Source organism: Terricaulis silvestris (assembly GCF_009792355.1).
In the GTDB taxonomy this organism is placed as follows: domain Bacteria; phylum Pseudomonadota; class Alphaproteobacteria; order Caulobacterales; family Aquidulcibacteraceae; genus Vitreimonas; species Vitreimonas silvestris.
The window spans coordinates 1,599,022-1,619,157 of record NZ_CP047045.1; the positions used below are offsets into that span (position 1 = coordinate 1,599,022).

23 protein-coding genes and 1 tRNA gene are annotated in these 20,136 nt (G+C 64.5%); 17 read left to right on the top strand and 7 right to left on the bottom strand.

Features of this window, described 5'->3' with window-relative positions; all coding sequences use genetic code 11:
* Positions 1-48 precede the first annotated feature (48 nt).
* The 6 genes from DSM104635_RS08100 (at position 49) to DSM104635_RS08125 (ending at position 9,587) form a co-directional block, all read left to right on the top strand.
* Entirely contained in the window at positions 49-1,113 is a 1,065-nt protein-coding gene (locus tag DSM104635_RS08100) for an NAD(P)/FAD-dependent oxidoreductase (protein WP_158765717.1), read from the top strand.
* An 83-nt stretch (positions 1,114-1,196) separates the two neighbouring features.
* The gene (locus DSM104635_RS08105; protein ID WP_158765718.1) at positions 1,197-2,870 is read left to right on the top strand and encodes a M28 family peptidase; all 1,674 of its coding nucleotides are present in this window, start codon (positions 1,197-1,199) and stop codon (positions 2,868-2,870) included.
* Between the two features lie 91 nt (positions 2,871-2,961).
* Positions 2,962-3,570, top strand: coding sequence for a glutathione S-transferase family protein (locus DSM104635_RS08110; protein ID WP_158765719.1), 609 nt, complete (start codon positions 2,962-2,964; stop codon positions 3,568-3,570).
* A gap of 79 nt (positions 3,571-3,649) precedes the next feature.
* Positions 3,650-4,507 (top strand): sulfite exporter TauE/SafE family protein, encoded by an 858-nt coding sequence (locus tag DSM104635_RS08115; protein WP_228445962.1) that lies wholly within the window; start codon positions 3,650-3,652, stop codon positions 4,505-4,507.
* A gap of 70 nt (positions 4,508-4,577) precedes the next feature.
* Entirely contained in the window at positions 4,578-9,005 is a 4,428-nt protein-coding gene (locus DSM104635_RS08120) for a hypothetical protein (protein WP_158765720.1), read from the top strand.
* Positions 9,006-9,083: 78 nt separating this feature from the next.
* Positions 9,084-9,587 (top strand): hypothetical protein, encoded by a 504-nt coding sequence (locus tag DSM104635_RS08125; RefSeq protein ID WP_158765721.1) that lies wholly within the window; start codon positions 9,084-9,086, stop codon positions 9,585-9,587.
* Here the strand turns inward: DSM104635_RS08125 and DSM104635_RS08130 are convergent.
* Positions 9,566-9,640 (bottom strand) — tRNA-Thr (locus DSM104635_RS08130). The genes DSM104635_RS08125 and DSM104635_RS08130 overlap by 22 nt on opposite strands.
* A gap of 361 nt (positions 9,641-10,001) precedes the next feature.
* On the opposite strand from DSM104635_RS08130, the gene murA reads away from it, so the two are divergent.
* From murA to DSM104635_RS08180, 10 genes are read left to right on the top strand one after another with little or no spacing between them, the layout of a single operon-like run.
* Positions 10,002-11,282, top strand: a complete 1,281-nt coding sequence (gene murA, locus DSM104635_RS08135) for a UDP-N-acetylglucosamine 1-carboxyvinyltransferase (protein WP_158765722.1) — start codon at positions 10,002-10,004, stop codon at positions 11,280-11,282.
* Positions 11,282-11,719 (top strand): DUF2948 family protein, encoded by a 438-nt coding sequence (locus DSM104635_RS08140; RefSeq protein ID WP_158765723.1) that lies wholly within the window; start codon positions 11,282-11,284, stop codon positions 11,717-11,719. Before murA ends, DSM104635_RS08140 begins: the two co-directional genes overlap by 1 nt.
* Positions 11,716-12,192 carry a UPF0262 family protein gene (locus tag DSM104635_RS08145; RefSeq protein WP_158765724.1) on the top strand — a complete coding sequence of 159 codons (477 nt, stop codon included), beginning with the start codon at positions 11,716-11,718 and terminating at the stop codon, positions 12,190-12,192. The genes DSM104635_RS08140 and DSM104635_RS08145 overlap by 4 nt, the downstream gene beginning before the upstream one ends.
* Positions 12,193-12,197: 5 nt before the next feature.
* The gene (locus tag DSM104635_RS08150; protein ID WP_158765725.1) at positions 12,198-12,653 is read left to right on the top strand and encodes an arsenate-mycothiol transferase ArsC; all 456 of its coding nucleotides are present in this window, start codon (positions 12,198-12,200) and stop codon (positions 12,651-12,653) included.
* Between the two features lie 46 nt (positions 12,654-12,699).
* Positions 12,700-12,918 carry a translation initiation factor IF-1 gene (infA, locus tag DSM104635_RS08155; RefSeq protein ID WP_135210512.1) on the top strand — a complete coding sequence of 73 codons (219 nt, stop codon included), beginning with the start codon at positions 12,700-12,702 and terminating at the stop codon, positions 12,916-12,918.
* Positions 12,918-13,790 (top strand): SDR family NAD(P)-dependent oxidoreductase, encoded by an 873-nt coding sequence (locus DSM104635_RS08160; RefSeq protein ID WP_158765726.1) that lies wholly within the window; start codon positions 12,918-12,920, stop codon positions 13,788-13,790. The genes infA and DSM104635_RS08160 overlap by 1 nt, the downstream gene beginning before the upstream one ends.
* A complete protein-coding gene (locus DSM104635_RS08165; RefSeq protein ID WP_158765727.1) occupies positions 13,787-14,341 on the top strand; it encodes a Maf family protein in 555 nt (184 codons plus the stop codon). The genes DSM104635_RS08160 and DSM104635_RS08165 overlap by 4 nt, the downstream gene beginning before the upstream one ends.
* A complete protein-coding gene (locus tag DSM104635_RS08170; protein ID WP_158765728.1) occupies positions 14,338-15,420 on the top strand; it encodes a ribonuclease E/G in 1,083 nt (360 codons plus the stop codon). Before DSM104635_RS08165 ends, DSM104635_RS08170 begins: the two co-directional genes overlap by 4 nt.
* On the top strand, positions 15,417-15,599 hold the full coding sequence (locus tag DSM104635_RS08175) for a DNA gyrase inhibitor YacG (protein ID WP_158765729.1): 183 nt from the start codon (positions 15,417-15,419) through the stop codon (positions 15,597-15,599). The genes DSM104635_RS08170 and DSM104635_RS08175 overlap by 4 nt, the downstream gene beginning before the upstream one ends.
* Positions 15,596-16,192: a hypothetical protein gene (locus DSM104635_RS08180; protein ID WP_158765730.1), complete on the top strand. Its 597-nt coding sequence runs from the start codon at positions 15,596-15,598 to the stop codon at positions 16,190-16,192. Before DSM104635_RS08175 ends, DSM104635_RS08180 begins: the two co-directional genes overlap by 4 nt.
* On the opposite strand, the gene DSM104635_RS08185 is transcribed toward DSM104635_RS08180, so the two are convergent.
* The 3 genes from DSM104635_RS08185 to DSM104635_RS08195 form a co-directional block, all read right to left on the bottom strand.
* Positions 16,176-16,463, bottom strand: a complete 288-nt coding sequence (locus DSM104635_RS08185) for a hypothetical protein (protein WP_158765731.1) — start codon at positions 16,461-16,463, stop codon at positions 16,176-16,178. The genes DSM104635_RS08180 and DSM104635_RS08185 overlap by 17 nt on opposite strands.
* A 157-nt stretch (positions 16,464-16,620) precedes the next feature.
* Positions 16,621-17,406 carry an exodeoxyribonuclease III gene (xth, locus tag DSM104635_RS08190; RefSeq protein WP_158765732.1) on the bottom strand — a complete coding sequence of 262 codons (786 nt, stop codon included), beginning with the start codon at positions 17,404-17,406 and terminating at the stop codon, positions 16,621-16,623.
* Positions 17,407-17,437: 31 nt separating this feature from the next.
* On the bottom strand, positions 17,438-17,596 hold the full coding sequence (locus tag DSM104635_RS08195; RefSeq protein ID WP_158765733.1) for a hypothetical protein: 159 nt from the start codon (positions 17,594-17,596) through the stop codon (positions 17,438-17,440).
* 90 nt (positions 17,597-17,686) lie between these two features.
* On the opposite strand from DSM104635_RS08195, the gene DSM104635_RS08200 reads away from it, so the two are divergent.
* Entirely contained in the window at positions 17,687-18,019 is a 333-nt protein-coding gene (locus DSM104635_RS08200) for a hypothetical protein (protein ID WP_158765734.1), read from the top strand.
* 387 nt (positions 18,020-18,406) lie between these two features.
* Here the strand turns inward: DSM104635_RS08200 and DSM104635_RS08205 are convergent, their stop codons facing one another.
* The 3 genes from DSM104635_RS08205 to erpA all read right to left on the bottom strand — a co-directional run bounded on the left by DSM104635_RS08205 (position 18,407) and on the right by erpA (position 20,106).
* Complete coding sequence (locus tag DSM104635_RS08205; protein ID WP_158768042.1) at positions 18,407-19,066, bottom strand: nitroreductase; 660 nt, start codon at positions 19,064-19,066, stop codon at positions 18,407-18,409.
* Positions 19,067-19,150: 84 nt separating this feature from the next.
* Positions 19,151-19,780 (bottom strand): tetratricopeptide repeat protein, encoded by a 630-nt coding sequence (locus DSM104635_RS08210; RefSeq protein WP_158765735.1) that lies wholly within the window; start codon positions 19,778-19,780, stop codon positions 19,151-19,153.
* Positions 19,780-20,106: an iron-sulfur cluster insertion protein ErpA gene (gene erpA, locus DSM104635_RS08215; protein WP_158765736.1), complete on the bottom strand. Its 327-nt coding sequence runs from the start codon at positions 20,104-20,106 to the stop codon at positions 19,780-19,782. Before erpA ends, DSM104635_RS08210 begins: the two co-directional genes overlap by 1 nt.
* Between the last annotated feature and the right edge of the window lie 30 nt (positions 20,107-20,136).

The window sequence follows — 20,136 nt, forward strand, 5'->3', positions numbered from 1 at the left end:
GGGCGCAAGATCGCATTAGATCAGAACCAGTCCGGTTTGGAGTTGGGAATGACGCAGGGCCACGTAAAAGCAGAGCAGGCGACGCCCGGCGAAGCGTACGAGACTGACGTCATCATCGTCGGCGCCGGCCCCGTCGGCCTGTTCGCTGTGTTCGAACTGGGCCTGCTCGACTTGAAGTGCCACGTCGTTGACGTGCTCGATCGTCCGGGCGGCCAGTGCGCCGAGCTCTATCCCGAAAAGCCGATCTACGACATTCCTGGCCTTCCTATCGTCAGCGGACAGGAACTCACCGACCGGCTCATGCAGCAGATCGCGCCGTTCCACGCGACATTTCATTTACAGCAAATGGCGGAGTCTCTCGAACGTCTGCCCGACGGCAAGTTCAAACTCCGCACCGAGCTCGGCACGACGATCACTGCGCCCGTGCTCGCGATCGCCGCGGGCGGGGGCTCATTCGTGCCGCGCAAGCCGAAGATCGAAGGCATCGAGCCGTTCGAAGGCAAGACCATCCACTACTCCGTCCGCCAAATGGAGCGTTTCCGCGACAAGGACATCGTCATCGCCGGCGGCGGCGATAGCGCACTCGACTGGGTGCTGAACCTGCAGCCGATCGCTAGGAGCACCACGCTGATCCACCGCCGCGATGATTTCCGCGCCGCGCCGCACTCCGTTGCCAAGATGCGCGCGCTGGTAGCGGAGAAGAAAGTGCGCCTCGAAATCGCTGATCTCAAATCCGTCGTCGGCGCCGATGGGCAGCTCACCTCGGTCGGCTGCGTCACCAAGGAAAAAGGCGCCTACGAAATCCCGTGCAGCGAGCTACTCGCGTTCTACGGTCTCACCATGAAGCTCGGCCCGATCGCGAATTTCGGCCTGAACCTCAACGAGAACCTCATCCCGGTCGATACCGAGAAATTCGAAACCAACGAACCTGGTATCTTCGCTATCGGCGACATCAACACCTATCCTGGCAAGCTAAAGCTCATCCTCTGCGGCTTCCACGAAGGTGCGCTGATGGCGCAAGCGGCGTTCCGCATCTGCCGGCCCGGCGAGCGCTTGGTGTTTCTCTACACGACCTCATCCACCGACCTACAGAAGAAGCTCGGCGTCGCCTGACGAACGCCCCCGACGCTGATCGCAAGGCGCTTCCATCGCCGCGACGCCTGTATAAGCTGCCGGCGAATCTTGGGGACGCATTGATGAACCTACGTCACGCCTTCGCGGCGGCCATGCTCGCGCTCAGCGCCTGCGCCACCGGCGACAACGCCAGCGCGCCGGAACCAACGCAAGCCTTCGCGGGCGCGCCGAACTCACCCGAAGCCTTGATGCAACACATCCGTGTCCTCTCATCCGATGAATTCGAAGGCCGCGCACCCGGCACCAACGGCGAGCGTCTCACGCTGGAATACATCGAACGCATGTTCGCCGGCGCGGGCTTGCAGCCTGGCGTCACGCTGCCCGACGGCACGCGCTCCTGGCGCCAGGAAACGCCGCTCATCGCCGCCACGCTTACCGAAGCGCCGACGCTCACGTTCACCGGCCGCGATGGCGCGCGCTCCTACGCGTACGCCACGCAATTCTCCGCTTGGACGCGCCGCCTGCAGGACACCGTCACTGTCGAAAATGCCCCGCTCGTCTTCGTCGGCTACGGCGTCGTGGCGCCCGAACTGAACTGGAACGATTACGCCGGCATCGACATGCGCGGCAAAATCGCTGTCATCCTCGTCAACGATCCCGACTTCGAAACCGGCGTCGATGGCGGCTTCGGCGGCCGCGCCATGACCTATTACGGCCGCTGGACCTACAAGTTCGAGGAAGCCGCGCGCCAAGGTGCGGCCGGGGCCATCATCATCCACGAAACTGGCCCCGCCGCGTATCCGTGGGCCGTCATACAATCCGCCACCGGCAGCACGCGCTGGGACATCGTGCGCGAAGACCGCGGCATGGGTCGCGCCGCTTTCGAAGGCTGGATGCAAAACGATGTCGCGCTGGAAACTTTCCGTCGCGCCGGTCTCGACTTCACCCAGCTAAAGACCCGCGCGCAGCAGCAAGGCTTCCGCCCGGTGCCAATGAACCTGACCGGCTCAATGACGCTGCACACGAGCATTGAACAGCGCACCACCTACAACGTCGTCGGCGTATTGCCGGGCGCCGCGCGCCCGAACGAGACGATCCTCTACTCAGCGCACTGGGATCATCTCGGCCGCTGCCCTGCCATCGACGGTGACGACATCTGCAACGGCGCGGTCGATAACGCGACGGGCGTCGCTTCGCTGATCGAACTCGCGCGCCGCTTCTCCGCCGAGGGCGCGCCAGAACGCTCCGTCGCCTTCATCGCGCTCACAGCCGAAGAGCAGGGCCTGCTCGGCGCACTCTCTTACATGCAGCATCCGCTGTTCGCGCCACGCGATACCGTCGCCGCCATCAACATAGACGGCGTCAACAATCACGGGCCCACCCACGACATCGAAGTCATCGGTTTCGGCAAGAGCGAGATGGACGCTCTCATAACAGCCGCGGCGCAGGCCCAAGGCCGTCGCGTCGAGCCAGACTCCTCGCCGCAGGCAGGCTATTTTTATCGCTCCGACCACCTGCACTTCGCCCAGCTCGGCATCCCGGTGCTCTATATGAAGCACGGCATCGACATGATCGAAGGCGGCCGAGAACGCGGCGAGGCGCTCAATGCCCGCTACGTCGCAAACGATTATCACAAGCCGTCCGACGAAGTGACGGACGAGTGGGACATGTCCGGCGGCGTCCAGGATCTCGAACTGCTTTACACGGTGGGCCACGGACTCGCGGATGGCTCAAGCTGGCCGCAATGGAACGCCAACGCCGAATTCCGCGCAGTGCGCGAAGAATCGCGGCGCTAGAGTCCAGCGAGCATCGCTCACACACGGTGTGATCGTGTTTCGCTTGATCGGGTAAGGGCGCTGCAATATGGCGGCGCCCGGAGGGCGGCTCATGACAAATGGCTTCACACTTTACGGCAGCTCCATCAGTGGCAATTGCCTAAAACCCAAATGGGTGGCCGAACGACTCGGCGTGCCGGTGAAATGGATCGAGATGGATTCGTTTGACGGCTCGACGCGTACGCCCGAGTTCCTCGCACTCAATCCCGCCGGCCAAGTGCCGCTCGCAATATTCGATGACGGTCGCAAGCTCGCGCAGTCGAACGCCATCATGATCTACCTCGCGGAGGGCAGCGATCTCATTCCGCGCGACGCTTACGATCGCGCGCGCATGTTCGAGTGGTTGTTCTGGGAGCAGTACAGCCACGAACCGGTCGTCGCCGTGCGCATCGCGCGTCTGCACTATCTGAAAACGCCCGAAGCCGAGCTTGATCCCAATCTGCTCAAGAAGGGCAACGCCGCACTCGCGCGCCTCGAACTTCAGCTTACCGAGACGCAATACTTGGTTGGCGCCACGCTAACCCTCGCCGACATCGCGCTGGTCGCTTACACCCGCAAATCGCAGTTGGGCGGCTTTAACCTTTCCGATTATCCCGCTGTTATGGCCTGGATTGCGCGCGTCGATCGCGATCTTGGAATTGAAGGCCAGTATTTAGCGTAGCTAAAGTGAGAGGGAACCGCCGCGCTCTAGCCGTATTGCGTTGCAACGGGTTATGCTGGGCTTCGAGCAAAGAGGGCGCATGGACGTTTACGGGGATTTTTGGCCCGTTCTGCTGACGACGTTCGGCCTCTTCTTGGCGGTCGGCTTCCTCGCACAATTGATCGATGGCGCGGTGGGGATGGCCTACGGCGTCATCTCGTCTTCCGTCTTGCTCGCGTTCGGCGTGCCGCCAGCGCAGGTCTCCGCCACCGCGCACGCGGCGGAATGCTTCACCACCGGCGCCTCGGGCGCGTCGCATCTCATCCATCGCAATGTCGACTGGAAACTGTTCTGGCGCCTCGCGCCCGCCGGCGTGGTCGGCGGCGTCATCGGCGCGTATCTTCTCACTGGGTTCGACCCAACCTTCATCAAGGCCGTCGTCATCGCCTATCTCGGCGTGCTCGGCGTGTTCATGCTTGGCCGCGCAATCGCGGGTCCAAAGGAAGAGCCGCCGCATCTGAAACACGTCGTGCCACTCGGCGTCGTCGGCGGGTTTCTCGACGCCAGCGGCGGCGGCGGCTGGGGGCCGATCGTTACATCAACGCTGCTCGGCCGCGGTCACCCGCCGCGCTATGTCATCGGCAGCGTCAACTCCGCCGAGTTCATCGTCACCGTAGCCATCTCGCTCACCTTCCTCTGGACGCTGATCACCGGCCGCTTCGAACTGGAAGGCGGCCTCGTCGCTGGCGGCGCGGCGCTGGCGGGCCTCATTGTTGGCGGCTTGATCGCTGCTCCGCTGGCTGGCTACGTCACCAAGATCGCCCCGGCGCGATTCCTCCTCGGCGCCGCCGCGATCCTCGTCATGGGGCTGTCAATCTGGCAGGGCATCCAGCTCTGGCCGCGCCTGTTGGAATATCCGGTTTTCCGCGAGTTCGCCGAGAGCGCGGCGCTGCATTAACCTTTGAGTGCGAACGCCGTGTTTACGACCGCTAAGCGAAACTAAAGGCGCTTCGCGGAGCAGGCGGTTCGTGGTCAGCACGGTCAATTCAGCCATCGCGTCGGCGCTCTTCGGGGCGTCGTCCAGCGATTCGGTCGGCGTCAGCGCCGACATGCTGACCGCGTGGGCGCGCGCCAAAGCCGGCGTCGGCGTTGATACCGCGACGGCAACACAGGACCCCAACGCGCCAATCACACCGGTCTGGACCCCGGGCATTTCGCCCAGCGCTGCCGCGCTGGTGCAGCGTGCGCTCTCCAACAAGGCGTTCTTCGACACCGACGCCAAGCTCTATTCAGATCTCGGCGCCACCGGCGACTACAAACGCCTGTTCGCGCTCTACTCCGGGCTCTCGACGCTGCAGGCGCTTGCGGGCCATTCGGAAGACACATCGCTCTCGAAATCGCAGCTCGCGCAAACCGCCGCGCAATTCACGCGTGGCCTCGGCGAGCTTGAAGCCTTCTTCACGCAGCAACAATTCGAAGACATCCGCTTGGCCCAAGGCGATCGCGTCGATGCCACGCAATCGACGCTCGCCATGCCGACCAAAACCGAGGACTACACGACCGCGATTATCCATCGCGGCGGACTCTACAACACAGTCTCCGGCCTCGCCGACGACGCGAAGTTCAACATCGTCGCCACTTCCGCGGGCGGCACAGTGAACACCATCGCTATCGATCTCTCCGAGATGGGGTCGATCACGCGCACGCTCGGCAATGTCGTAAGCTATGTAAACGGCAAGCTTGCCGCCGCCGGCGCCGCATCGCGCATCGAGACTGTGGATCTGACGCCGAAGACCAGCTCGATCGTGGTCGGCGGCCGCGCTATCGAGACGCGCTACACCGGCCCACGCCAGTACGCGCTCAGGGTCGATGTGCGCAGCAGCGAGAAAGTTGCGTTCGAGCCAATCGCCGCCGATCCCGCCTTCTACGTCGTCGGCCAGACCGCCAACGGCGCGCGGCTCATCAAGCTCTCCGACGTTGACGGCGCCGCCGGCCAACCCGTCCTGCTCGATCGCCCGGGCGCCGCCACCGATCCGACCGGCGCCAACGTCGCCACCGGCTGGCTCGGCCCCGGCGCGCCATACACGTCCATCACCAACGCCAGTGAGCAACGCACCAACGCGATGATGACGGGCGGTCTGGGGACGTTTGAAACGCTGCTGCGCGACGCCGGCGAAGCGGTGCTGCAACTCGAGTTCGCCGATGGCCGCAAGCTTTCCGTCAGCACCGGCTGGCGCAGCGACGATCTGGAAGCCTGGCGCACACGCGCGGGCGAAAGCAACGATCGCGCAATCATGGACGATCTTGCCGAACGCTTAACGCAGCTCTTGCATGAGCAGGGCGTCGCGGCCGCCGTCGATGTCTGGGAGGACGCTGGCAATATCGGGTTCTCGGTGTTTGGCGCCGAAGGCGTGCGCGCGTCGAACCTTTCGGTCAGCGGCAGGAACGCCACGATCACCACAATTGAACCGCCCGGCATGGTCGGCGGCTTGCGCGACGGCGTGTTCGCGCGCCGCTTCGAAGCCGGCGCCGTGGCGGCCGCAAGCGCGCTTTTCGCCGGGAGCCAGACATTCGTCATCACCACCACGAACGGCACCCACACCATCACCATCGACGGCGGCGAAGATGGGGTCGACGCCGCGACCTTGACCGAACGGCTCAACGAAAAGCTGATCGAACGCGGCGTCTCCGCGGCAGCCTATCTCATCGATAATAGCGGCGCCCTCACGCTCCGCTTCGATGCGCTCCACGACGTCACCGCAATCAGCGCCACGCTTAACGAAGACGAGTTCGACGCCACGCTGCAAGCGCCCGGCGCCTGGGCCAATGGCGGCTTGCCGGCGTCGAGCGCCGGCCAACCCTACGGCGACGCTATCCGCACCTACACCGCCGCTGGTTCTCCGCTCACCACCCATGCCGGCGCGCTCAGCATCGAACTCGTCGTCGCTACGCCGACAGGTAACAAGACCGTCAGCGTCTCGATCAGCGCGCAAGAGCGCCTCGATCATCCCGACTCCGGCGGCGATCTCAACCAACTCTTCCAAGATCGCATCGCGACCGCGCTCAACGCCGCTGGCGCATACGTCGGCGCGTCGAGCGGCGATCTCACGCAATGGCAAGTCGCCGAAGTCTCCGGCCAGCGCATCGCATCAATCACCGTCAACGGCGACGCCCAAACGCTAACCGCCCTGCAACCGAGCTTCGCGCTCGGCGGGGCACAATCGGCCGAACGCAGCTTCACCGGCGCCCAAGCCGCCACTGGCGTCAGCGATGACGTCGCAGCACTATTAAGCGACGACAATGTCTCCATCACCTTCAGCACCGTCTGGGGCGACCGCACAGTCTCCGCTTCGCTCCAACCCGGCGACCCACGCACACTCGAATCCGCAGCGCTCCGCCTCAACGAAGCGCTCGCGTCACAAGGCTACGACCTCGGTGTCGCCGCCACCGCGCTTTCCGGCGCCGGCGCTGGCTTGCGCGTCGTCACCGGGGCCTCGCACACAGTTCGCGGCGTCTCCAACATCGCACTCGGCGCTTCGAACAACGCGAGCACACTCGACGCCATCGATTCCACCAGCAGCGCCGACGATCCCATCGGCGCCCTCGGCGTCGCCCAGCGCGCATCGCGCGGCGCTGCTGTCAGCGAAACCGTTCCTGCCTCCTCGTCACTCGTCGCGCCTTCCGCCAACGGCGCCGCATGGTTCCCCGGCCGCGCGTTTGACGTCAGCATCGGCGGCGGCGCCAAAGTCGCGACCGCCCGCGCTGTCGCCACCGGCGCCGACGGCGCGGTCTACGTGCTCGCCGATCTCTCCGGTGACTCCGCCAACCGCGCCATCAAAGGCGCGCGCGACGTAGCACTGCTCAAATACGATTCCGCCGGCAAGCTCGCCTTCACGCAGATGCTCGGCGCAAGCCAATCCGCCAGCGGCTTTGCGCTTGCCGTTTCCGCCGATGGCAAGGTCGCCGTCGCCGGTTCGGTCGAAGGCCAACTCTCCGGCACGACCGGCAAAGGCGGTGCGGATTCCTTCGTCACCGTGTTCGACGCCAACGGCAAAGAAGCATGGACCGCGCGCCGCGGCGCAACCTCGGACGACCAAGCCCTCGCCATCGCGTTCGCACCGAACGGCAGTCTCGTCGTCTCCGGCAAAACCAATTCCGCGCTCGGCGGCCAAGTCGCGCTCGGCCAAAGCGACGGCTACGTCCGCGGCTATTCCCCCGCTGGAGCCGAACTCTTCACCCGCCAATTCGGCACTGGCCGCGATGACGCCGCGTCCGCCTTGCTCGTGCGCGACGATGGCTCGGGCGGAATAGAAATCTTCACCGGCGGCGTCGAGGACAATCGCGGCGTCCTCCGCCGTTTCACGTACTCCAGCAGCGCCGGCTTCGCCACCGGCGCCACGCGCGACATCGGCTATTTCCACGGCGGCGCCATCAACGCCATCGCCGCTGACGGTAGCTCACTCTATGTCGGCGGCGAAATCGGCGCTGATCGTTTGACGCTCGGCACAGCTGCGCGCGGTGCGGTCGCGGGCAAGGACGGTTTCGTTGCGCGCCTCGACACCGGCCTTATCTCAACGTCGCTCGATCGCGCTACTTACATCGGCTCATCGCAAGACGACGCCGTGAAGGGGCTCGCCATCGTAGGCGGCCAAGTCTACGCGGCAGGCACGAACGGCGGCGTTCTCGTGGGGGCAGGCTCAGCCAACGCGCCGCAAAGCTTCCTCACCCGGCTCGACGGGGCGGGTGACATCGACTGGAGCCGCACCTTCACCACCGCCGGCGGCGCGATGACCATGAGCAGTCTCGCCGTCGATCAATCCGGCGCCTCGCCGCTCGACATTCTTGGACTGCCGCGCGGCGTCGTCGCTTCGAACCAATCCGCACCGTTGGTCGATCGCAACGCGCTTCGTGTTGGCGACGAATTCCGCATCGGCGCCGAAGGCCGCCGCATGGTCACCATCCGCATCACCGAAAAAGACACGCTCGCTACGCTGGTCAATTCGATCACCCGCGCTATCGGCTCAGCCGGCCGCGCCGAGATCGTGAAGGAAAACGGCGTCGAGCGGTTGAAGATCAGCCCGCGCGGCGAACAAGCCGTTCGCATTGACGCCGGCCGCGCCGATCAGAACGCGCTCCCCGCGCTCGGTCTCGCGCAAGGCGTCGTTTCCGTGAACACGGCGGGCCGCGGCTCGATCAAGACGTTCGGCCTCGGCATCATCGCGGCCGATCTGAAGCTCGACAGCAAAGAATCCATCACGCGCACCAAGGCGGAGCTCTCCGCCGCAATCTCCATCGTGCGCCAAGCCTACGACACGCTCTTGAACCCAAACGCCAAAGAGCTGACCGAGGAAGACAAAGCGCTCGCCGCCCGCCGCCAAGCCGCCGGCGCAGCACCTGAGTACTACAACGCGCAACTCGCCAACTACCAAGCCGCGCTGGCGCGGTTGGGCGGTTAGGGGGGGCAGCTAGACCGCCGCATGTGCTATGTTGCGTGCGTCAGTGCCTAGACTGGCATCAGGTGTTAGGTGGCAACCTTGAAAGCGATAGCCGGATTCATATTGGCAGCGTCCACGTTGCTGGCGGCAGCTTGCAGTCAGTCGGTCGAGGAAGTCTTACCGATCGAGACCATTCACTTGAATGTGCCGATTGAAACGCGCTCTGACTTCGTGCGTACACTTCGCGGTTATGCTGACGAAGGCGGTTACAGAGTGGGAATTCGCACCGGATCAACGTCGCGATGGGGAGAACCGCTCGATTTCGAACTGCGCCGCCGTGATTTCTCAATCCTTGGGCATTGCGTCCTGCTCGATGGCGCCCCGAGCGGAATAATCGTGGCGGACGGTAGACCTCAGATAGATGCGGCAATCGATCCGGAGATGTTTGAGGTCTCATTCTATCCGGGCAACCAGGGTCGCAGTGATGCGCAGTACTCCGCGATGATTGACCGGTTTGTCGGTCGAGTGGATGCCCTGGAAGGAGTCGAGGTCGTCACAGGCGAAGGCCCTCAGTTTGCGACTGGTGCCACGGGTGAGGATTGAACTCACGACCTCACCCTTACCAAGGGTGCGCTCTACCACTGAGCTACCGCGGCGTTGCCAGGAGCGGCGAGGCCCAGCGGGCCGCCGTCGAGACCGGGGCTTCTAGCCCGCGTCGCCGGGCGATGGAAGCCCGGCGCGGCGGGGCGCCGCAGACGCCGTCTTGCGGTCACGCATGTCCGTCCGCAGGATGCGCCAGAGACCGGATCGAATCGCGCCCATGACCACCAAGCCGCCGCCCGCGAACCCGCGTGACAAGCGTCTCGCCGAAGCGTTGAAACGCAACATCGGCCGCCGCAAAGCCGCGCAAAAGCCGGATCAACGCAAGAAGTAGCGCGGCCGCTTGGGCTCGCCTTGCTTAGGCCCGGTCCGCACCCCATAACGCGCGCTTGGGGCCGGGGCCGACGAAAGCACTTCATGGACCGCATTGTCATTACGGGCGGGGCGCCCCTCAACGGAACTATCCCGATTTTCGGGGCGAAGAACTCAGCGCTGAAACTGCAGGCGGCGTCCTTGCTGTCGGCCGAGCCGCTGATGCTCGAAAACATGCCCGACCTCGCCGACACGCGCTTCATGGCGCAGCTGCTGATTACGCTTGGCGTCGACGTCACCTGGATCAAGGAAACGCACACGCTCCGGCTCCACGCAGCCGACATTGTCTCGACCATCGCGCCCTACGACCAAGTCCGGAAAATGCGCGCCTCGTTCAACGTGCTGGGCCCGCTGCTGGCGCGCGCCGGGCACGCCACCGTGTCGCTGCCCGGCGGCTGCGCCATCGGCGCGCGTCCGGTCGATCTCCACCTCAAAGCTTTCGAAGCGATGGGCGCCGATATCGTCATCGAGCAGGGCTATGTGAAAGCTGCGGCGCTGCGCGGTCTCAAGGGCGCTGAGATCGACTTTCCGTTCGTCTCCGTCGGCGCCACCGAGCACGCCATGCTCGCCGCCGTGCTGGCGAAGGGCGATACGGTGCTGAAGAACGCCGCCCGCGAGCCCGAAATCGCCGACCTCGCCGATTGCCTCAACGCCATGGGCGCCAAAGTCGAAGGCGCGGGCACGAGCGAAATCCGCATCCAAGGCGTCACGTCGCTCAGCGGCGCCAAGCACGCCGTCGTCGCCGACCGCATCGAAGCGGGCACTTACGCCATGGCGGCTGCTGCCGCGGGCGGCAACGTCCTGCTCTCGGGCGCGCGCTTCGAACATCTGGGCGCCATGATCAAATTCCTGCGCGACGTCGGCGTGACGGTGGAAGCCGAGGGCCGGGGCCTGCGCATCGTGCGCAAGGTGAATGGTCGTCTCAAAGCCACCGATTTCGAAACCGAAGCCTTCCCCGGGTTCCCGACCGACCTGCAAGCGCAAGCGATGGCGTTGATGAGCCTCGCCGAAGGCCGCTCGCGCATCAAGGAAACCATTTTCGAGAACCGCTTTATGCATGCGCCCGAACTCGCGCGTCTCGGCGCGCAGATCGCCGTGCATGGCAACGAGGCCATCGTGACCGGAGTCGATAAGCTGATCGGCGCGCCGGTGATGGCGACGGACCTTCGTGCTTCCGTCAGCCTCGTCATCGCCGGCCTCGCCGCCGAGGGCGAAACCGCGGTGAACCGCGTTTATCACCTCGACCGCGGCTTCGAGAAACTCGAAGCCAAGCTCGTCGGCGTCGGCGCTCAAGTCGCGCGCCAGCGGGAGGAAGAAGCGGCCTGATGAGCGGCTTGCTGAAACTGATGGCCGAAGACGCCGCCGATTTGGAAATCATCGGCGCGGCGGTGCAAGACGCGTTGGTGCGCGTCGGCGAGATCAATGTTGATAAGCGCGCGCGTCGTTTCGCCATGCTCATCAGCCGCTTTCGTTGGGAAGAAGCCGGCGCCACCGGCCCCTTCGAGCGCATCCGCGCAGCACTTTCATTCGAAAGCGTGCTCGGCATCAAAAGCCGCAAAGTTCGCCTCGATTCCAAGGAAGCGCTCGCCTCGCTCCTCTCCGTTTCGTTCACGCCCGCCGAAGAACCACCCGGCGGCATCGTCCGCCTCGTCCTCGCCGGCGGCGGTGAAATCGAACTTGAGGTCGAGTGCCTCGACGCTTTGCTGATGGATCTCGGCGCCACCTGGCAAACCCCGCGCCGCCCCGATCACGAAAAGGCATGAGCGAGGAGCGCAACCGCCTCGCCGACGTCACGCTCGACGAAGCCTCGCTCGCGCCTGCTTCGCCCGACGCCGAACACGAACGCCGCATCGCGCTGTTCGATCTGAAAGAGAGCAATTCCTTCGTCGTCATCGGCGAAGATCGCGGCCCCTACCTGTTGACGCTCGCAATGTCCGACGGGCGTCTCGCGTTCGACGTTGCAGTGGAAGCCGGCGAGCGCGTCATCCTGCATCACATGCCGATGTCTGCGCTGCGCAAGATGATCAAAGACTACTTGATGATCTGCGACAGCTACCAGAACGCCATCCGCAACGCGTCGCCCATGCAGATCGAAGCGATCGACATGGGCCGTCGCGGTCTCCACAACGAAGCCGCCGAAGTTCTGCAAGATTCCCTGCAAGAGCGCATAACCATCGACCTCGAAACCGCACGGCGCCTGTTCACGCTGGTCTGCGCACTCCATGTGCGGAGCTAAAGCTCGTGTCGGGGGTATTGCCGGCGTCGGTGCTGTTTGCGTGCACGCACAACATCATCCGCTCGCCCATGGCCGCTGGCCTGATGCAACTCCAATTCGGCACGCTGGTCCGCGTCGATAGCGTCGGCGTACGCCCCGGCGAGGAACTCTCCACCATGGCCGCCTTCGTCATGGATGAAGCTGGCATCGACATCTCGCGCCAGCGCCCAAAGGGCCTCGACGCCTTCGGCGAGTATTACGACGACGGCCCGTTCGACCTCATCGTCACGCTCAGTCCCGAAGCGCACCACACCCTGCTGGACCAGATTCCCCAGCTGGGTGCGGCCGCCGAGTACTGGCCGACTTTCGACCCCTCCCTGGCGGAAGGCTCACGCGATCAGGTTCTTATGGAATACCGCGCGGTTCGGGACGGTCTGGCCAAAAGGATCGCCCAGCGCTTCGTCCGCCCATCGACGGGCTAAGCTGGCCCCCCTATAAGGCCCCCGCCGTGCCGATTCAGGAGAAAGAATGGCCAAGGAAGAACTATTGGAATTCGCGGGAACCGTGGTTGAGCTACTGCCCAACGCGACGTTCCTGGTGAAGCTCGAGAACGACCACGAGATCATCGCCCACACCGCCGGCAAGATGCGCAAGAACCGCATCCGCGTTCTGGCCGGGGATAAGGTGCTGGTTGAGATGACCCCGTATGATCTGACCAAGGGTCGGATCACGTACAGATTCAAGTAATGGCATCAGGCTCACTCGATCGCGCCGTCGTTGTCACCGGCGCCAGCACCGGCATCGGCCGGGCCGCCGTCACGAAAGCCGTGCGGGAGGGCGCTCACGTCTTCGCCAGCGTCCGCAAGCAAACCGACGCTGACGCACTGCAAGCCGAGTTCGCTGACGCCGTCACCCCGCTCATCTTTGACGTCGCCGACGAAGCCGCCGTCCGCGCTGGCGCCGCGCAAGTGGCCGCCGCGCTGGGCAACCGCAAGCTGTTCGGCCTCGTCAACAATGCCGGCATCGCCGTGCCTGGCCCGTTGCTGCATCTCGACACCGACGACATGCGCCGTCAGTTCGAGATCAACGTGTTCGGCGTCCACACCGTCACGCGCGCCTTCGCCGATCTGCTCGGCGCCGAGGAGAGCCGCACCGGCAATCCCGGCCGTATCGTGATGATCTCGTCCGTCGGCGGTCAAAACGGCGCGCCGTTCGTTGGGCCTTACGCGTCATCGAAGTTCGCCATCGAGGGCTATTCGCAATCGTTGCGCCGCGAACTCATGCTCTACGGCATCGACGTCATCGTCATCGGCCCCGGCGCTATCGCCACGCCGATCTGGGACAAGGCTGAAGGCGAAGACCTGAAGCGCTTCTCCAACACCAAGTACGCGCCGATGGTGGAACGCGTCGCCGACTACATGCTGAGCCAAGGAAAAAAAGGTCTGCCGGCGTCCGACGTAGGCGACCTGATCTGGTTCTGTCTCAGCGATCCTAAGCCCAAGACGCGCTACCACATCCTGCGCAATCCCTTCATGGACCGCACACTGCCGCGGCTTATGAACCCGCGCTTAGTGGACCGTATCATCGCTGACCGCCTGGGCTTCCCGAAGCGCCCATGACGCGTCTTGTGCTGGCGAGCGCGAGCCCGCGCCGTCTGGCGCTCTTAGCGCAGATCGGGATCACACCCGACGAAGTCGTCGCCACCTACATCGATGAAACCCCTCTCAAAGGCGAAACCCCACGCTTGCTCGCGCTCCGCCTCGCGCGCGCAAAAGCCGAAGCGGTGAACGCCGACAACGCCATCATCCTCGCCGCTGACACCGTCGTCGCCGTTGGTCGCCGCCTTTTGCCCAAAACCGAAACCGAACAACATGCGCGCGAGTGCTTGGCACTACTCTCCGGCCGCTCGCATCGCGTGCTCACCGGCGTCGCGGTGAAGGCCAAGGGCGTTACACGCACGCGCCTCGCGGAAGCCCGCGTCGCCTTCAAGCGCCTCAGCGCGCAAGAAATCGACGCCTACATCGCCAGCAACGAATGGCAGGGCAAAGCCGGCGGTTACGCCATTCAGGGCCTGGCCGCGCGCTACGTCACCAGCGTCATCGGCTCCTACACCGCCATCGTCGGCCTGCCGCTCTACGAGACGGCAAACCTTCTCGAGTCCGCGCGATGAGCGAACCGCTCGAAACCTGGATCGACGCCGCGATCGGCGAAACCCGCGAAGCGCTCGTGCGCGAAGGCAAGCCGATCGCGCTGCGCGTTGCGCGCGCCAGCGACGAAGGCCGCCGCGCCCGCTGGGGCGAGCTTTATTGTGCGCGCGTTCGTGAAGTGGATAAACGCCGTCGCGGCGCCTACCTCGATCTCGGCCTCCGCGATCAACAGGGCTTCCTACCCCTCGGCGACGACGGTCGCGTCCGCATGCGCAAAGAGCGCGTCGTCTTGCACGAAGGCCAAGGCGTCATCGTCGCCGTCACCCGCGAAGCCGCGCGCACCAAGAACCCGGTGCTCGACCTCAGCGAAATCGGCCACGATGGTGAAGCCCCGCACCGCATCGGCCAACACGAATGCGACAGCGAACTCATCCTCGCCCGCGCCGCCGATCCCGCCATCCGCGCCAAGCTCGATGCGTCAATCGAAGACTCTCTCGCCCGCACCGCGCCCATTCCCGGCGGCGGCGCGCTCACCATCGAACCCACATCTGCGCTCGTCGCCATCGATGTCGACGCCGGCGGCCGCGCCGGCTCCGGCGATCCCGAACGCTTTGCGCTCGATCTCAACGTCGCCGCCGCAATCGAAGCCGCCCGCCAGATCAGGCTCCGCAATCTCGCCGGCATCATCGCCATTGATTTCGTGTCGATGCGCGCCAAATCGCATGGAAAGCAATTGGAGGAGGCCGTGCGCCAAGCCTTCGCCGGCGATCCGTGGAGCATTCAGTTCGGCGCGCTCTCCCGCTTCGGCGTGTTCGATCTCGCCCGCGCGCAACTCCGCACGCCGCTGCACGAACAACTCCGCGACGTGGACGGCCGCCTCAGCACCGAAACCGTAGCGTTGATGGCGCTCCGCGCCATCGAACGTGAAGGCCGCGCCCAGACCGGCCGCCAGATCGCCTGCACAGTGTCACCGGATGTGAAAGCCTGGCTCGACGCCGCCGAGATCGATTGGCGCGCGCAGCTCTCCAATTCCATCGGCATGCGCTGGACGCTCGACGCCCAACCCGGCCCGCGCGACCGCATCGATGCGAGAGCGCTATGAGCAAGTGCGCCATCTGCGGCAAGCCGCAGGACCCAAAGTTCAAACCGTTCTGCTCAAAGCGCTGCGCCGACGTCGATCTGAACCGTTGGTTCTCCGGCGGTTACGCTATCCCAGCCATGGAAGAAGACGATCCGGACGGCGAAGCGCCGGACCCGCGCAGCGAGCGCGGCGAGACGTGAGCCTGGAGATTATCCTCAGCGCACTCGGCATCGCCATCGGTGGCATCGCCATCGTGTTCGCGCTGATTGCGCTCGCGCCCGCGCGCACGTTGCTCGAACTCGACAGCGCCAAGGGCCTCGCTCACATGCGCGTACGCCCGCTTTGGGGTCTCGCTGCCGAAACCGAGTTCATCCGCAACCGCGGCAACACCAAGAAAAGCCGCGTCGGAAGCTTGCTGAAGCGCATCCGTGAGCTCCCGCGCATGGCTCACGCCGCGCTGATCGCGCCGAAGCTCGTCGCGCCCGCGCGGCAATTGCTCCGCGACATCGGCGCACTAAAGCCCAAGGCCAGCACCATCGTGGTATTCGTCAACGCTGGTCACCCGATGGCCAATCTGGTGATTGAAGTTGCGCAAGGGCTGAAGGCGACGTCACCACTCGGCTTCGAAATCCGCACCCGCGAAGGCCTCGGCCTCGATCTCACCGCCCACATCGAAGCCAACGCCTCGCCGCTCACGCTCTGGAGCGTCTATCGCCGCTTTCGCACCGAGCCGAACGTCCTGGAATTCCTGCGCCGCCTGCGCAAGGAGAGCGAGCCTAAGCCGCCGAGATAAACACCGTGAACGGCTGCGGCTCGCGCCCGGCGTCCTCCGCCATGTGCAGCGAACCGATCGCGACCACCGTCTTCATGTCCTTGTTCTTCACCACGCCATTGAGTTCGTATTCGACATGCCCGCGCGTGAACACTTCGCGGTCAGCGTGCTCGAAGAACGCCGCCACGACATCGTCCGCCGGCCGGCTCATCAGGTCGTCGCGGTGTTCGAACTTGTAGGAACCTTCCGCGCCAGTCGCGGAATCCATCATGCGCGCGATATAGGTCGCCATCGGTGAGCCTCTCAATGAAAGGGTCACGCCATAGCCGCGCAACGCGACAGCTCCGTGACAATATGGACCGCCGGCGCCTCGCCGGCATACGGAGCTTCAACCGCCGACGCGATTGCAGGATGAGCGAAGAAGCCGGCGAGGGCGCCGGCGGTCCATATTAGTCCGCGAACGTCCCAATAATCGGCACGTGGTCGGACGCCTTCTCCATCGACCGCGCCTTCTTGTAGATATCGACGTTCTCCAGCGCGTCCGCCGCTTGCGGCGAGAGCAGGAGGTGATCGATGCGGATGCCGTTGTCGCGCTGCCAGGCGCCGGCTTGGTAGTCCCAGAACGTGTACTTATGCGCCGCGCCATCGGCCTGCATGTAGGCGTCCGTCAGCCCGATATTCTGCAGCGCGCGATAGGCGGCACGCGTCTCCGACTGAAATAGCGCATCCGTCACCCACGTCCGCGGATCGACGCAATCCACGTCGCGCGGGATCACGTTGTAATCGCCCGCAATCACGAAGCGCTCTTCCAGCGGCAGCAAAGATTGCAGATGCGTGCGCAGCGCTTCCATGAACTGCAGCTTGAACTGAAACTTCTCCGTCCCGATCGGATTGCCGTTCGGCGCGTAAATCGAAGCCACGCGCACCGGCCCGCCGGGCGCCGCAATCACTGCTTCAATGTAGCGTGAATGCTCATGCTCAAGGCCGGGAATGCCGCGCGTGAATTCCTCGATGCGATACTTCGAGAGAATGGCGACGCCGTTATAGCTCTTTTGCCCGAACGTCTCGACGTTGTAGCCCATCGCCTCGAACTCAAGCCGGGGGAAGCGCGGGTCTTCGCACTTGATCTCCTGGAGGCACCAAATGTCGGCGCCCACGTCCTCGAACACCTTCAGCGCCGTCGGCAGGCGCGCGAGGATGGAATTGACGTTCCAGGCTGCAATCTTGAGGGCCATGCGCCCGCCTTAGCGGGCGTCGGGCTAGGGTTCAATTGCCAAACCAGAAGGCGCCAAGCGCAAGAAAGCCGATCAGCACCAGAACGATCGACACCACCATGATGTAACGAACGTGCTGCGTCCCGGATTGCCCGGCGCGGGCCTCTTCGGCTTCCACTTCGACGTGGTCGCCAACCTTATGGGCGGTCATGGGCGTACTCCTTCGCCCCCGTTCTCGACAGTTTCCGCCTGTCGCAAGCCCAAGGGAAGCCAATTTCACGGCGCCGTGTTAGAAAGCGCCATGACTGTAATCCTATGGGCCTTCACCTTGTTCCATGTGGCGGTAGGGCTGGCGAGCCTCGCCGCCGCCGTACGGTTGCTCACCCCGCAAGAACGCGCGCACTGGCGCTCGACGGTAGCGCTTCTCGTCGCTGAGCTGCTGTGCTGGATTTACCCGATCGCTGCGTTCGTGAGCGTGAAGAGCGCCTGGGCCGCCAACGCAGCCGGGCACCCGTTCGCGATGATCATGCTGCTCGCACCAATCCTCTGGCTCGTGCTGATGGGCGTGATGTTCGCCATCGTGGACTTCGCGGAGGACGGCGTGTTGGGGAATGCGCGGGATAGGGGCGCGTAAGCGTAGCGCCGGTAGTTCGTCACGTCCGACGTCGCCACCTAGTGAAGAACGCAATTGCGTAGAGCAACGCTGAGATCGTCAAGAGAACCGCTAGACCGAAGATCACGAGGTTCACCTCGGCTCTCTGAGGAACGACGAAGCGACCAAGAAGGACGCCTGAGGTTACAAGCAATCCGCATATCGCCCACGGTATAGACAACAGCATATACGCCGTGGCGAGTTGAAGCGCGCCAGGTGTGGCGGAAGCCAAAATGAGTGATCCCGGAACGAAGAACAACGCCGGCAAGAACACATAATGCTCAGGCAAGCCCGCGACATATATCGCGAGCCCGGTGAGGCAGAGCACGCCGCCCGCGACGTGTTGCAACCTCAAGCTTTTCGCCAACATCAGAATCCCCGAAACTCCGCAATCTCATCCACCTCTGCCCGATCGCTGCGCAGCGCATTCACCGGCTTCGCCGTGTCCGCGTATCCCAGCGCCATGCCGCAATAGATCATCTCTTCGTCGCGCAGCGAAAAATGCGCCGCCAACGGCGTGCGCACGCGCGCCCAAGCTTCCTGCATGCAGCTTTGCACGCCGCGCTCGATCGCCGTCAGCGCCACGCTTTGCATGAACATGCCCAGATGCGCCCATTGGCCGTGACCCATGGCTTTCTCGATCACAAAGAACAAACCCACCGGCGCGCCGAAGAAATTGAAATTCTCCGCCAGGTGCATCAGCCGCGCGCCCTTGTTCTCGCGCGGAATCTCAAGCTTCGCATACATGTCCTCGCCCAGCTTGTAGCGTCGCGTGCGATAGGGCTCCCAAAGGTTCGCGGGATAAACCAGCCGCTCGCCCTCATCCCCCGGCAAGTTCGCCCGCGCCAACGCCACCACCGCATCGCGCTCCGCGCCCGCCACCGCGATCACCTTCCAAGGCTGCAAATTTCCGCCCGATGGCGCAAACCGCGCCACATCCAAAATCTCGCGCACTAGCGCTTCGGGGATGGGGTCAGGCTTAAACGCGCGCACAGAAATGCGGGTCTTGATGGCTTCAGTCACGTTCATATCGGCAGTAGGCAGTCGGCAATCGGCAGTCGTCAACAGATTGGCGCCCGATTGCCGACTGCCGACTGCCGATTGCCGGGCGCGCTAGCGCCGCGCATCCCGCGCCCGCTGCGCAATGTCCTTAGCGTAAACCCGGCCGGCCTTTTGCGCCGCGTCGATCTCCGCCGCCGTCATCTCCCGCGCCAGCGCCTTGGCGCGCTTGCGCGCCGCATCATTCCCCGAAAGCGACACGCCCGCATAAAGCCAAGACAGCGCCTCCACCGGATCGCGCTTCATCAGCATGTCCGACAGATGCATCATCGCTGGCGCATGTCCGAGCTCGGACGCCCGCAGCAACCAACGCCGCGCGTCGTCCGGCTCACTCAGCGTCGCCAGCTCGATCATCGCATCGCGATCGCCCGCACCCGCCGCCGAGCGAAACAGCGTCCGCGCTTTCTCTACGTCCTTGTTCACGCCAGAGCCAGCGCGCAGCGCAATCCCGTACGCGGTCTCCGCGCCCGAATGCCCGCCATCCGCCGCGCGACGAAAGCACGCCACCGCGGCTTCCTTCTCGCGCGGCCCGCCAAGCCCGCGCCAATACAGGATGCCAAGATGGTAGAACCCCGCCGCGCGCTCTTCGTCTTGCGTCGCTTCTTCCAGCAACCGCCGCGCACGGCGCCAGTTGCCTTTCTCGAACGCGTCCAAGCCGCTGTCGAGTTTGGAGCGGCCGAACATCAGACCGAGAAACTCACGCCGCACCCACAGGCCGACGTCGCGTTGGGGTTCTTCACTTTGAACGAAGCGCCGATCAGCTCCTCGACCCAATCCACCTCGGAGCCCAACAAGAAGGGCAGCGAAACCGGATCGACGAACAGCCGCGCCCCATCGCGCTCGATCACCAGATCGTCGGTGTTGGCCGCGCCCGCCACTGCGATCTCGTACTGAAAACCGGAGCAGCCGCCGCCTTCGACCGCCACGCGCAAGCCAGCGCCGGCGGGCTCGGTAGCCACCACGGTCTTGATCCGCTCGGCGGCGGAGGCGGAGAGGGCGATGTCAGCCATTCGTTAACGCAAATCCATGAGCGCTTTCTC

What these genes read in the sequence shown, in the direction of transcription:
- DSM104635_RS08100 (WP_158765717.1), top strand. Translation starts at nt 49, where the DNA reads ATGACGCAGGGCCACGTAAAAGCAGAGCAGGCGACGCCCGGCGAAGCG.
- DSM104635_RS08105 (WP_158765718.1), top strand. Translation starts at nt 1,197, where the DNA reads ATGAACCTACGTCACGCCTTCGCGGCGGCCATGCTCGCGCTCAGCGCC.
- DSM104635_RS08110 (WP_158765719.1), top strand. Translation starts at nt 2,962, where the DNA reads ATGACAAATGGCTTCACACTTTACGGCAGCTCCATCAGTGGCAATTGC.
- DSM104635_RS08115 (WP_228445962.1), top strand. Translation starts at nt 3,650, where the DNA reads ATGGACGTTTACGGGGATTTTTGGCCCGTTCTGCTGACGACGTTCGGC.
- murA (WP_158765722.1), top strand. Translation starts at nt 10,002, where the DNA reads ATGGACCGCATTGTCATTACGGGCGGGGCGCCCCTCAACGGAACTATC.
- DSM104635_RS08140 (WP_158765723.1), top strand. Translation starts at nt 11,282, where the DNA reads ATGAGCGGCTTGCTGAAACTGATGGCCGAAGACGCCGCCGATTTGGAA.
- DSM104635_RS08145 (WP_158765724.1), top strand. Translation starts at nt 11,716, where the DNA reads ATGAGCGAGGAGCGCAACCGCCTCGCCGACGTCACGCTCGACGAAGCC.
- infA (WP_135210512.1), top strand. Translation starts at nt 12,700, where the DNA reads ATGGCCAAGGAAGAACTATTGGAATTCGCGGGAACCGTGGTTGAGCTA.
- DSM104635_RS08160 (WP_158765726.1), top strand. Translation starts at nt 12,918, where the DNA reads ATGGCATCAGGCTCACTCGATCGCGCCGTCGTTGTCACCGGCGCCAGC.
- DSM104635_RS08165 (WP_158765727.1), top strand. Translation starts at nt 13,787, where the DNA reads ATGACGCGTCTTGTGCTGGCGAGCGCGAGCCCGCGCCGTCTGGCGCTC.
- DSM104635_RS08170 (WP_158765728.1), top strand. Translation starts at nt 14,338, where the DNA reads ATGAGCGAACCGCTCGAAACCTGGATCGACGCCGCGATCGGCGAAACC.
- DSM104635_RS08175 (WP_158765729.1), top strand. Translation starts at nt 15,417, where the DNA reads ATGAGCAAGTGCGCCATCTGCGGCAAGCCGCAGGACCCAAAGTTCAAA.
- DSM104635_RS08185 (WP_158765731.1), bottom strand. Translation starts at nt 16,463, where the DNA reads ATGGCGACCTATATCGCGCGCATGATGGATTCCGCGACTGGCGCGGAA.
- xth (WP_158765732.1), bottom strand. Translation starts at nt 17,406, where the DNA reads ATGGCCCTCAAGATTGCAGCCTGGAACGTCAATTCCATCCTCGCGCGC.
- DSM104635_RS08195 (WP_158765733.1), bottom strand. Translation starts at nt 17,596, where the DNA reads ATGACCGCCCATAAGGTTGGCGACCACGTCGAAGTGGAAGCCGAAGAG.
- DSM104635_RS08200 (WP_158765734.1), top strand. Translation starts at nt 17,687, where the DNA reads ATGACTGTAATCCTATGGGCCTTCACCTTGTTCCATGTGGCGGTAGGG.
- DSM104635_RS08205 (WP_158768042.1), bottom strand. Translation starts at nt 19,066, where the DNA reads ATGAACGTGACTGAAGCCATCAAGACCCGCATTTCTGTGCGCGCGTTT.
- DSM104635_RS08210 (WP_158765735.1), bottom strand. Translation starts at nt 19,780, where the DNA reads ATGTTCGGCCGCTCCAAACTCGACAGCGGCTTGGACGCGTTCGAGAAA.
- erpA (WP_158765736.1), bottom strand. Translation starts at nt 20,106, where the DNA reads ATGGCTGACATCGCCCTCTCCGCCTCCGCCGCCGAGCGGATCAAGACC.